We start from the raw sequence: 11,970 nt of genomic DNA, 5'->3' as shown, positions 1-11,970 counted from the left end.
AAGGGACGCGGAGCGTCCCGGGCTGCGTTCCCACGCGGAGCGTGGGAACGATCCAAAAAGTGGCGGGGTGGGTGCGTTCGCGCATGTGAGATGAAACCAGATCGTTCCCACGCTCTGCGTGGGAATGCCTCAACAGACGCTCTGCGTTCGGCTGTTGAAGGGACGCGGAGCGTCCCGGGCTGCGTTCCCACGCGGAGCGTGGGAACGATCCATAAAAAAATGCCCGCATCTCACGATGCGGGCATTTTCAGGTCAGCTCAACAGCTCAGAAGTCGTACTTCGCCGTGAGTTGGAAATTGCGCGGCTCGCCGTAGAAGGTGGTGCCGAAGTTGCCCAGGCCCGTCAGGTACTTCTTGTCGAAGACGTTGTAGGCGTTGGCGGTGAAGCTCAGGTGTTCGTCGTACTGATAACGGGTCATCAGGTCCACGAGGGTGTAGCCGCCTTGCTTGAGATTGACGCTGGCGCCTTGACCACTGCCATCCACATTCGGGTTGAAGGTCTGGCCGTAAAACGCACTTTGCCAGCTCACGCCACCGCCGACGGTGACCTGGTCCAGGGCGCCAGGCAGACGGTAAGTGGTGAACGTGCGCACGACGTGTTCCGGTTTGGTGGTCGCCAGCGGGAAGCCGAAGATGCGTTGTTCTTCCTTGTCGCGGGAACGGGCGTAGGTGTAACCAGCCGACACGTTCCAGCCTTCGGCCAGTTCACCGGCCATTTCCAGTTCCACACCTTTGGTGGTGGCGCCGTTGGTTGGCTTGTAGACGTCCTGCCCGGTGGCGGTGTCGGTGGTGACGTACTGGGCGACGTTGTCCTGTTCGATGCGGAAGAAGGCCAGGCTGGCGTTCAGCTTGCCTTCGAAGTAGGCCGCTTTCAGGCCGGTTTCATAGCTGTTGCCTTCCACCGGATCCAGGGTCTTGCCGCTGGCGTCCTTGTAAATCTGCGGCTGGTAGATGTTGGTGTAGCTGGCATACACCGAGTAGGTATCGTCGAGGTCATAGACGACGCCGGCGTAGGGCGTGACGACACCGTGTTCCTTATAGCTGGCATGCGTATCGCCCAGACCGGCGCCAGGGTAGTAGGTGTAATCCTCGTTGTACTTGAAGGTGCTGACGCGGCCGCCAAGGATGAACGACAGGTCGTCGGTCGGTCGCAGGCGTGTGGCCAGGTACGCGCCGTTCTGGCTCTGGGTGCGCTCGTACTTGCCGTTTTTCGGGAACTCCGGTTTGGCGATGTGGCCCTTCCAGTCGAAGATATCGCCCGGCACCAAGCCGAATTCGCTGCTGTCGTAAGTCGAACCGGTCTGCCGGGAATGGGAGGTCATGAAACCCGCCACCAGTTCATGTTCGCGACCACCCAGGCTGAACGGACCGGAAACATTGACGTCCGCGGTGTTCTGCACGCGATGACCTTCCCAGCGACCCCAGTAGAAGAACATGCCTTCGCCGGTGGCACGATCCGGGTTGCCGCCGCTGGCGGACGCCAGTTGGGTGTCGTGATCGGTGGTCTTCTGATCGAGGGTGACCTTGAGATTCCAGTCGTTGGCCAGCGCTTGTTCCAGGGAGGCGAAGTAAGTGGTGCTGTCGAAATCACGACGGCTCCAGTCAGACCCCGGGTTGAAACTGCGGGAGAAATCGGTACGGCCGCCATCGGTGTAGAACGGTGAGTTACCGGTCCAGGAACTGCCGCGCGGGGTAGCGCTGGATTTGTCGACGCCCAATGTCAGCAGGGTATCGTCGGTCAGGTCGGCTTCGAGGATGCCGTAGTACAGGTCTTTCTTCTGGCTGTAGTGGTCGATGTACGAATCTTTGTCCTGCAGGGCGCCAACGAAGCGACCGCGCACGCTGCCGGAGTCGTTGAGCGAGCCGGAGATGTCGCCTTCGGTGCGGTAGTTGTCCCACGAGCCGACGGTGCCGCTGACCGAAGCCTTGAACTCCTTGGTCGGTTTCTTGCGCACCAGGTTGACGGTGGCGGCAGGGTCGCCGGCGCCGGTCATCAGGCCGGTCGCGCCTTTGATGATTTCGACACGGTCAAGGCTGGCCGAGTCGTCGCTGTTGTTCGGGTTTTCGCCGTAGACACCGTCGTAAGGAATGTTGACGCCATCGTATTGGAAGTTGGTGATGGCAAAGCCACGGGTGGAAAACTCGGTGCGGTCACTGTCGTACTTTTGCATGGTGACGCCAGGCGTATTGCGCAGCACATCACTCACGCTCTTGGAGCCTTGGTCATCCATTTGCTGACGGGTTACCACGGTCACCGATTGCGGCGTTTCGCGAATGGTCAGCGGCAGTTTGGTGGCGGTGGTGGTAGCGCCGGTGGTGTAGGAACCGGTGCCTTCGGTGGTCAGGCCCAGGGCCTGGCCGGAGATGGTGGTCGCGCCCAGTTGCAGGCTCGAAGAGCCGCCGGACATCAGCGTCACACTGTTGCCGTTGATCTGGAACGAGATGCCGGTGCCTTTGAGCAATTCGGCCAGCGCCTCGGAAGGTTCGAGCGAACCGGATACCGCACGGGATTTCAGACCGGCCACCTGGTCCGGGCTGTAGAGGATTTGCAGGTTGGTCTGCATGCCCAGTTGAGTCAGCGCGCTGGACAGCGGTTGCACAGGAATACTCACTTTTACAGGTGCAGCATTGGCCATCGAGCTCCCCAGCAAGGTGGCGGTCAGCAGTACGCTGGTCAGCAAGGTTCGATGCAAGGTCGGCCGCTGTACGGCCAGCGCGAGAGGTGTGCGGCATGGAAGGGATCGCATTACTGCCTGTGCTCCTGAAAGTGTCGTGCAGAGTTTTTGTTAATGGGAATTATTATTAAGACGGGGCGTGAGTGCGAAACCGGAAAAATAATTTTTTCATTTTTGAAACCTGCACAAAAACCTGCGGGAGCGGGCTTGCCCGCGATAGGGCCATCACCTTCAACATGGATGTCTATTGACCCACCGCTATCGCGGGCAAGCCCGCTCCCACAGGTTCTGCGCAAGGTCTTGAAATGGGTGATCAGGCTGGGGTCAATTCGCTCACGACCCGGCCGCTTTCCATGCGCACCAGTTGGTCGGCGACGTCGAAATAACGGTCATCGTGGGAGATCACGATGATGGTCTTGCCCAGGCGTTTGAGGTCCGGCAGCAGTTCGGTGTAGAAAATCCGGCGAAAGGTCGGGTCCTGGTCCGCCGCCCATTCGTCGAACACCAGAACCGGCCGTTCTTCCAGCCAGGCATTGACCAGCGCCAGACGCTTGCGCTGGCCGGTGGAAAGGTCGGTGGTGGTGAAGTTGCCGTCCTTGACGCTGACCTTGTGCGCGATTTCCAGGCGTTGCAGGTACTTGTTGGCATCTTCCGGGATGTGCGTGTCGCCCTGGACCACGTCGTCGAACAGGTAGTAGTCGGCAAAAATGGTGGTGAACAACTGGCGATAGTCGTCGCGGTTCTGTGCATCGATGGCCTCGCCGTTGACGCGGATCTGCCCTTGTTGCGGGGTGTACAGGCCCAGCAGCAACTTGATCAGCGTGGTCTTGCCGCAGCCGTTTTCGCCGACGATGAAAGTGATGTCGCCCTGTTTGATGGTCAAGTTGACCGGACCCAACTGGAACGGTGTGGCACCGTCCACCGACGGGAAGGTGTAGCGCACGTCCGCCAGTTGCAGTTGGTGCACGGCGGGTTTGACGCCGCCCTGATCGCTGAGCAACAGGTGCGGCTCAGGGGTGGAAAACTGTTCGGACAATTGAGCGATGCGGCGAAAGGCAATCTGCGCGCGGCTGACGATCGGCAAGGTACTGATCAGGTGTTCCAGCGGGCCTTTCATGTACAGCAGCACCAGCACGAAGCCGCTCATCACGGTCTTGTCGGCGCTCGGCCAGAAGGTTTGCAGCGCCAGGGCCAGGCCGATGACCACGAAGAACAGCATCGAGCCGAAGGTCTTGGCAATGACGAAAGTATTGATCGAGCGCACTTGGGTGTTGCAGATGAATTCGGCGGTGCCCTTGATGCCCGAAGTGAACATGCGCTGGCGGCGTGGGCGGTGAATCCGCAGTTCCTTGGCACCTTCGGCGATGGCGTTGTAGTGCTTCTGCAACTCGTCTTCGGCATCGCGGGCAGCCATGAAGCCCTGTACGCCTTTGCTCTGGGCATAGGCTTGGATCGCCGTGCCGATCAGGATCGCGGCCAGCATGATCAGGAACATCGGCCATGACAGGATTGCCAGGTAGCCCATGCAACCGAGGGTCACGGTGACGGAAATCGCCAGCGGCGCGAAGGCGAAGGCGAAATCACTGATGGTGTCGACGTCGTGGGTCAACACCGGGATCAGTCGATGGCTGCGGTAGCGTTCGATCTGTTCGATCGGTGCCGACAGGACTTTCTCACCCAACTGTTTGCGCAGCTTGGCGATGATGTGCTGGCCGACATAGTTGGTGCCGATGTCGGAGCAGATCGAACTGGCCAGCGCCAACAGACACAGGCCGGCGAACAGCGCCACCACGCCCTGGGTCAGGCCGTCCGAGTGCAATGCGTTGTTGATGGTCGCCAGCAACACCGTGACGCTCAGGCCGCCGACCATGCCCAGGAAAATGGACGCGGCGACGATCAGTCGAAAGGGTTTGAGCAGGGCGAACAATTCGCCGATGGCGCCGCGAGTGGGCTGGGTCATGGAAGACTGTTCCTTGGGTCGTAAGGCAGATACCCAGTAGAACGTCTGGTCGAGGGGTTAATTTAGCGTCGGTTGACTGGTGGTGACCGTCGCTCGAATGAATGAAGGTGACGCGGAGCGTCACGGGATGCATTCCCACGCGGAGCGTGGGAACGATCAATCAACCCTGTGGGAGCCAGCCTGCTGGCGATGGCGGACGGTCAGTCGACATCTCTGCTGACTGACAAGTCGTCATCGCCAGCAGGCTGGCTCCCACAGGGGGAACGTGGTGTGCCTTAGAGCTGGCGCACTACGCGAAAGCCTATCCAGTCCCCGCGTTCCTGTGGGTATTGGCTGTTGCGGTTGCCGGAGCGGGAGAACACCGGCGCTTCACCCCAGTCATTGCCGCGGATGCGCACGGCTTCGCAGTTGGCTTCCAGCCAGGCACTGCCGTCGGTGGGGGCGCCGACGTAGTTCGGATGTTCGCAATCCTCGACCCATTCGTAGACGTTGCCATGCATGTCGTACATGCCGAAGGCGTTAGGCGGGTAGCTGCCGACCGGTGAGCTGTAGCTGTAGCCGTCAGCCGGGCCGTAGGTGTTGGCGTGCCTGGCGATGCTGTATTGCTTGCCTTCATCGAACGGGAAGGGGAACGGACCCTTGGTACCGCCGCGTGCCGCGTATTCGCGCTGGGCTTCGCTGACCATGCTGTACTTCTGCCCGGTTTTCTTCGACAGCCAGGCGACGTAGTTTTTAACGTCATCGAAGTTCATGCACACCGCTGGCTGGCGCGGGGTCTGTGGATAACGCGGCTTGCTGGCGATGCACTCGCGACCGGGGCGGGTATCGCCGTTGGCGATGGTCACACCGCTTTCCTTGACGTAGCTGTCCCACTCGCCTGCGGTGATCTGGAAGCGGCTCATGGCGAACGGCCTGGCGAACGTCACGTCATGCATCGGCCCTTCATCGGGCTCGCGGCCGACTTCGTCATCGGGGGTGCCCATGGTGAAGGTGCCGGCGGGCAAAACCACCATTTCCGGGCAATCGCGGCAGTCCTTGAATACCTTGCCCGGTTGCGGTGGTGTGGCGGCGTGGACGGCGGCAGGCAGCAGGCCGGCCATGATGGCGGCCAGGGCGAGGGCCTTGAATGGCAGCAGATCACTGTTCATGTGTCATCTCGATAAAAAGGTGAGAGTCGAATCTGTAGGAGCCAGGCTTGTCGGCGAAGGCGATGTGATGGACGCCTTCGCCGGCAAGCCTGGCCCCTACGAAAATCAGGCGTCAGGCGATTTTGTTGAGTAGGGCCATGAAACGGTCGATTTCGCTTTCGCTATTGAGCAGACCCGGGGCAATACGGATCACCGGGCCGACGTCGCGGTCGACCGAGTCGCAGACCACGCGGTTTTGCATCAGTGCGTTGGCGATCTTTTCGCAATCCTGCTGCTTGACCCTGAAGAATGTGAAACCGGCCGACAGCTGCGGACTCTGCGGGGTAACCAGCTCGATCCGCGGCTGTTCCAGCAGCCGCAGCTTGGCGTAGGTGTTGAGTTCATGAATGCGCGTCTGGACGTCGGCCTTGCCCAGGTCCAGGTGCAGTTTGAACGCTTCGTCCGCCGCCCAGCGATGTTCGAAACTGTGATAGCCGCCGGGGGTCATGATGGTTGCGAAATCGGTGGCTTCGCCGAAGGTCGGAATGATCGGCGTGACGTCCTTGACCTCGGCCGAGCGCGCGCAAACGATCCCGGTGCCACGGGGGCCGAACATCCATTTGTGGGTGCCGGCGATGAAGAAATCGCAGTGCATGTCGGGGAAGTCGAGATTTTCGACACCGAAGCCGTGGACGCCGTCGACCACGTACAGCAGGCGGTCCTTTTCTTCGCGCTGGCGGTTCAGCTCTTCGACGAGCTTGCCGATTTCACCGATCGGCAATTTCACGCCGCTGCCCGATTGCACCCAGGTCATGCCCAGCACGCGGGTTTCGGGGCGAATGCCTTTGGCGATCGAGTCGAGCACTTCGTCCACGGAAATGTCGTGGCTGTTTGCGAACAGCTTGAGTTTGCGCACCTTCGTGCCCTGGCGTTGCTGGCGAAATTCCAGGGTGTAGTGGGTCGAGTAATGCTCGTGTTCGCTGACCAGGATTTCCTGGTCCGGGCGCACATGAATACCGCCGTAGATCATCGCCAGGCCTTCGGTGGTGCTGCCGGTCAGTGCGATCTGTTCAGGCGTGGCATTGAGGTAACGGCCAGCCCAGACCCGCACGTTGTGCTCGCGTTTTTCGGTTTCCTGCAGGTCCCAGTCCATGGCGCGGCCGGGGTTGCGGTCGATGCTGGCGCGGTGCATGTCGATGGCGTTGCGCACCGGCGTCGGGTGCGAGGTCACCAGGAAGTTGGCGAAGTGCAAGTAGTCCGGGTCTTGATTGAACAGCTGGCGCAGTTGCGCCCATTTGCCCTTGGCCAGGGGTTGCGATGGCTGCTGTGGATTGCCGGCCAGCGCCGGCAGATTCACGCCGGCAGACAGCGGCAGGCCGGCGGCGAGAATACCGGCCTGCTTGAGGAATGAACGACGGTTGGTCATGGCTTCGGCTTCGCTTGGCAAATGTGGCATCAGTTTTTGGCGACGGGTCTGGAGGATTTCTCGACCTGATCCCAGACCCGCAGAAAATTGCCGCCCCAGAGCTTGGCGATGTCGGCTTCGCCGTAGCCGCGGCTGATCAGCTCGGCGGTGACGTTGCGCGCCTCGCTGACATCCTTCCAGCCATCGAGGCCGCCGCCATCGTTGAAGTCGGAGCTGATGCCCACGTGGTCGATACCGATTTTCTTCACCGCGTAATCAATCGCATCGCCGTAATCCTTGAGCGTGGCCTTCGGTTCTTCGTCGACGATGGCGTAGAGCTGGCTGGCGTATTCGCCAAAGCGTTGCTCGGACCAGACCGTGATGACCGGATCCCCCGGTATCAGCGCCATCTCCAGACCTTGCAGCGGTTGCAGGTCGAAGCGCGCACGCAGGGCGTTGAGCTTGGCCTGCGTGGCCTGGCTCAGCGGGCGGATGTAGGTCGGGAAACCGACAATCTGCACCACGCCCCCGCTGTCCTTGATCAACTGCATTTCGTGGTCGCTGAGGTTACGCGGAATATCCACCAGCCCGCGGGGCGCCGAATGCGAGGCGACCATTGGCGTGCGGCTCAACCGGGCGACTTGTTCCAGGGCTTTGGTCGACATCTGCGACACGTCGATGATCACGCCCAAATCATTGAGACGGTGCACGGCTTGTTTGCCGAGGTCCGAAAGCCCGCCGAGGGCGTCCCGCGAATCATTGAAGAACGGCAATGGCCGCGACGAATCGGCCCAGGCGTTATTGCCCACGTAGCTGAAGCCGAACATGCGCATGCCGCGCGCGGCCCATTTGTCCAGGGCATTGAGGTCGTTGCCCAGCGGGTAGGCGTTGAGCATGCTCATGAAGATCGCGAACTTGCCTTCGCCATGCAGGCGACGGAAATCATCAGGGGTGTAGGCGATGGCCACCTGATTGGGGAAGTCACGCACCAGCGTGGTGATGATCTTGTAGCGGGTTTCCTGTTCGAAGCGTGCTTCTTCGATGAAACCGGCGGTGGGGCGATGGGGTGCGTTGGGGCCGTTCCAGATTTCCGGCCAGCCGAAGATGGTCAGCGCGGCTCCGGACAGGCGACCGCGAGCGGTTTTCACCAGGTCGAACTGGCCGCTGCCGTCCTTGTCGGCTTCGTTGCCGGCAGTGCCGAAGTCCATCGGCACGGTGATGTGGCTGTCGAACGAGAGCAGGCGTTCGTGCAATTCATCGGCCTGCTTCATCACTTTGACCGGGTAACCGGGATTGTCCTTGAACCAATAATCCCAAGCCGCGAAGCCGGCACCTGCGCTGATCGCCAGGGCCAATGGCAGGCCGATGTAAAGAGCCTTTTTCGAACGTGGTTTTGTCATTGCCGTCTCAGTCAGGTTCGCCGCGGGGGGCTTTGCTATCTGGGAGGAACGAGTGGGCAGCTGAAGAATTTAGGTGATTGCACTGGCCTCATCGCTGGCAAGCCAGCTCCCACAATGGACGGTGGTGTTCACATAATCCCATCCAAACTCGATACCTGTGGGAGCTGGCTTGCCAGCGATGCTTTTAAATTTCGCAGGGCAACAAACGTTCTAGCTTGGATAAAGCCTGCTTCATGGCTGACACAGGTAGGGCAATGACGATTTCTCGACGATGGTTCATGGCGGGCCTGGCGCTGACCGGCGCTGCCGTGCCTGCGGCTTTTTATGGGCATCGCCAATGGACGAAACCGGACCCGACAATCACGCCGGGTGAAGCTTCATTCGATGTCGCGGATGTCGCCGGCCAGCGCTTGGCGGACACCCTGCGCGGAGTCTGGCAGATTCGTTTCGAAGGCCGTGACGCAGGTCTTGAAGGTTTGCCGCGCGAAGGGCTGGAAGTGTTTCTCGACATCGGTCACAAGGGCCGTGGCCTGATCGGTTTTCTCGACACCGCCGCACGATTGCGCTCCAGCGAACAACCCCGCTACCGGGTGCTCGGTGATCTGGCCAGTGCCAAACCGGCGCAGTTGAGCTGGCGACTGGTGAGCGCGACGGGAAGCTGCGATTACGAATTCAGCATGGCGCTCGATGAGGTCTGGGCCGGGTTCGGCAATGCCGGCAGCGGCTCACTCAGTGGTCGCGTGCTGGATCTGGATCGACCCTTGATGCTGACGGCGCAGGACAACCGTTTTGTTGCCGTGAAAAAAGTCTTCCCCGAAGCCCGGGAGCGCACCGGTTTGAACCCGCCGCTATTGGCGTGGCTGACGTCCCAGGAGCATCGCCTGTTTCACCAGCTCTGGCATGCGTCCCGGGACAAGTGGCATACCTTGCCCGAAGACAAGCGCAATGCCTTGCGCGGTATTGGCTGGCAACCCGGCCCGCGGGACCAGGAGCGAGATGCCCGTGGCAAACGCAAGGATCGCAACGGCTCGGGCGTGGATTTTTTCTTCATGCACCGGCACATGCTCGGCACCGCACGTTCGATGCAGGATTTGCCATCGTGGACGCATTTTCCGCTGCCGCAGCCCGAACTGGCCCGGGACCGCATCGGCTTCGCCAACTATTTCGACAATCACGACGGCACCGCACTGCCGCCGACCTGGCTGGCCGAGGACGATGACGAGTACTCGCAGTGGGTCAGCGATATCAAGACTGCCGAGACCTACCACAGCAATTTCCAGGTTTGGGAATCGCAGTACCGCGATCCGCGTTATCTGTCGAAGTTGACGCTGGGGCAGTTCGGCTCGGAGGTGGAGTTGGGTCTGCACGACTGGCTGCACATGCGCTGGGCCTCGGTGCCGCGTGACCCGTCCAACGGTCAGCCGGTGCCGTTCGCCCGGGATCCGGCGGACTTCTCGGCGCGTTGGTATGCGCCGGAAAACGATTTTCTCGGTGATCCGTTTTCCTCTCACGTGAATCCGGTGTTCTGGCATTTCCATGGCTGGATCGATGATCGCCTGGAAGACTGGTTCCGCGCCCATGAGCGCTTTCATCCGGGGCAGGTCAGCCGGCTTGAGGTCAACGGCGTGCCGTGGTTCGCACCGGGGCGCTGGGTCGAGATCGCCGACCCGTGGCTCGGTCCGCAAACCCATGGTTGCAGCACCACGCCCGGCTTGCAGGCGGGCAAGTCAGTGGAAATGGACCCGGAAACCATGAAGCTGGCGCTGCGGATTACCTTTGGCGAGGATGAAAAGAAACTCGAAGACCTGTTTCGCAAAGTGCCGCAACGACCTTGGTATGCGCGGCATTTAAAGGCCAAACAAAGTCAGGCCTGAGCACCGCAGTGATCGTTCCCACGCTCCGCGTGGGAATGCAGCCCGGGACGCTCTGCGTCCCATCCAGAGCCGAACGCGGAGCGTCCGTGGAGGCATTCCCACGCAGAGCGTGGGAACGATCAACACCACCACTACAAAGCCTGCCACCCACCCCCAAGCGCCTTGTACAGCGCAATACTCGCCTGCATCCGCGACAGCCGCAGTTGCACATTCAAGTCCTGCGCCGCATACAGCGTGCGCTGGGTTTCCAGCACGGTCAGTAAATCCTCGGCCCCCGCTTCATAGCGACTTTGCGCAAGGTTGAACGCGGTTTGCGCCTGTTGCAGTTCTTCACTTTGCCACTGCCGTTGTTCGTCCAGCCCGCGAATGCTGTTCAGCGCTTTTTCCACGTCGGCGAAACCATTGATGATTGCGCCACGATAGGTTTCCAGCAGCTCTTGCTGTCGCGCTGTGGCCTTGTCGCGTTCGGCGCCGAGGCGGCCATTGTTGAACACCGGCGAGAGCAAACCGGCGGTGAGGTTGTAGAAGGGACTGCGCAGAATGTCTGCGGCACGATCGGCGCCGGAGCCGATTTCCGCGCTCAGGGTCACGGTCGGCAACATGGCGGCGCGGGCTACGGTGACGTCGGCCTGGGCGGCGGCCAGTTGTGCTTCGGCGCGGGCGATGTCCGGTCGACGGCTGAGTAATTGGCTGGGCACCCCGGCATCAATGGCTGGCCATGACAGTTGATCGAAGCGCTCCTGGCCCAAAGACAATGCCTGCACCGGACGGCCGAGCAGGGTGGCGAGGCTGATCTGCGCGTCCCTGACCTGCTGCTGCACCAGCGGCAACTGGCGTTGCTGCGCGGCCACCAGGCTTTTCTGCTGAGCCAGTTCCAGCGCCGTCGTCGAGCCCGCGTCAAAACGGGTCTGCACCAGTTTCAACACACTCTGCGCGTTGGCCAGATTCAACTCGGCAATGCGGCTTTGCTCTTGCAGCGACAAGGTCTGTGCGTAGCCGCTGGCCACGCCGCTCAGCAGCGTCAGCTCAACGGTCGCCTGATCGAATTCGCTGGCGCGCAGGGCAAATTGCGCACTGTCGCGGGAGGCACGCTGGCCGCCCCAGAAATCGACTTCGTAACTCGCGGTGAGATTGGCGTCGAAGTAATCCACAGCGTCATTACTGCTGTCGGCATCGAGTTGGCTGTAACCGCTGCCGCGCAGCAGTTTTTGCCGGTTGGCGTTGGCCCCGGCCTTGACTTCGGGCAACCGTGAACCACCAGCGACTACCGTTTCAGCCTGTGCCTGGCGCACTCGGGCGATGGCAGCGGCCAGGTCGTAACTGCCGACCCGGGCCTGTTCGATCAGCCGTCCCAGTTGCGGGCTGCCGAAGCGGTTCCACCATTGCTGATTGTCGTGAACGGCGCCGGCGGTGTGCGGCGATTGCCAGGCGGCGGGCGGCACAACGCCGCTGTCCGGGCGCTGGGCAGGGCTGCCGCAAGCGCTGAGCAACAAACACAGAGTCAACAGGCTGAGTGGCGGCTTCATCAAT

General features: G+C 61.2%; 7 protein-coding genes. 1 reads left to right on the top strand and 6 read right to left on the bottom strand.

What is annotated here, in order from left to right; translation table 11 throughout:
- Positions 1–265: 265 nt before the first annotated feature.
- The 5 genes from D8V06_RS24220 to pvdM form a co-directional block, all read right to left on the bottom strand.
- A complete protein-coding gene (locus D8V06_RS24220; protein ID WP_130908563.1) occupies positions 266–2,746 on the bottom strand; it encodes a TonB-dependent siderophore receptor in 2,481 nt (826 codons plus the stop codon).
- 241 nt (positions 2,747–2,987) lie between these two features.
- Complete coding sequence (locus D8V06_RS24215) at positions 2,988–4,634, bottom strand: cyclic peptide export ABC transporter (protein WP_130931961.1); 1,647 nt, start codon at positions 4,632–4,634, stop codon at positions 2,988–2,990.
- A 275-nt stretch (positions 4,635–4,909) separates the two neighbouring features.
- The gene (locus D8V06_RS24210; RefSeq protein ID WP_130931960.1) at positions 4,910–5,782 is read right to left on the bottom strand and encodes a formylglycine-generating enzyme family protein; all 873 of its coding nucleotides are present in this window, start codon (positions 5,780–5,782) and stop codon (positions 4,910–4,912) included.
- A 112-nt stretch (positions 5,783–5,894) separates the two neighbouring features.
- Entirely contained in the window at positions 5,895–7,187 is a 1,293-nt protein-coding gene (locus tag D8V06_RS24205) for an aminotransferase class V-fold PLP-dependent enzyme (protein WP_177434486.1), read from the bottom strand.
- Positions 7,188–7,216: 29 nt separating this feature from the next.
- Positions 7,217–8,566, bottom strand: a complete 1,350-nt coding sequence (gene pvdM / locus D8V06_RS24200; RefSeq protein WP_130931958.1) for a pyoverdine-tailoring dipeptidase-like protein PvdM — start codon at positions 8,564–8,566, stop codon at positions 7,217–7,219.
- A gap of 254 nt (positions 8,567–8,820) precedes the next feature.
- Between pvdM and D8V06_RS24195 the strand changes: the two genes are divergently transcribed.
- Entirely contained in the window at positions 8,821–10,440 is a 1,620-nt protein-coding gene (locus D8V06_RS24195) for a PvdJ/PvdD/PvdP-like protein (RefSeq protein WP_130908567.1), read from the top strand.
- Positions 10,441–10,571: 131 nt separating this feature from the next.
- On the opposite strand, the gene D8V06_RS24190 is transcribed toward D8V06_RS24195, so the two are convergent.
- On the bottom strand, positions 10,572–11,966 hold the full coding sequence (locus D8V06_RS24190; protein WP_130931957.1) for an efflux transporter outer membrane subunit: 1,395 nt from the start codon (positions 11,964–11,966) through the stop codon (positions 10,572–10,574).
- Positions 11,967–11,970 lie beyond the last annotated feature (4 nt).

Source organism: Pseudomonas sp. Sample_24 (genome assembly GCF_004307605.1).
GTDB lineage: Bacteria > Pseudomonadota > Gammaproteobacteria > Pseudomonadales > Pseudomonadaceae > Aquipseudomonas.
This window is presented reverse-complemented; position numbering and strand designations above follow the sequence as displayed.

Coding starts and splice junctions, on each gene's coding strand:
- pvdM (WP_130931958.1), bottom strand. CDS start 8,566: ATGACAAAACCACGTTCGAAAAAGGCTCTTTACATCGGCCTGCCATTG.
- D8V06_RS24190 (WP_130931957.1), bottom strand. CDS start 11,966: ATGAAGCCGCCACTCAGCCTGTTGACTCTGTGTTTGTTGCTCAGCGCT.
- D8V06_RS24195 (WP_130908567.1), top strand. CDS start 8,821: ATGACGATTTCTCGACGATGGTTCATGGCGGGCCTGGCGCTGACCGGC.
- D8V06_RS24205 (WP_177434486.1), bottom strand. CDS start 7,187: ATGACCAACCGTCGTTCATTCCTCAAGCAGGCCGGTATTCTCGCCGCC.
- D8V06_RS24220 (WP_130908563.1), bottom strand. CDS start 2,746: ATGCGATCCCTTCCATGCCGCACACCTCTCGCGCTGGCCGTACAGCGG.
- D8V06_RS24210 (WP_130931960.1), bottom strand. CDS start 5,782: ATGAACAGTGATCTGCTGCCATTCAAGGCCCTCGCCCTGGCCGCCATC.
- D8V06_RS24215 (WP_130931961.1), bottom strand. CDS start 4,634: ATGACCCAGCCCACTCGCGGCGCCATCGGCGAATTGTTCGCCCTGCTC.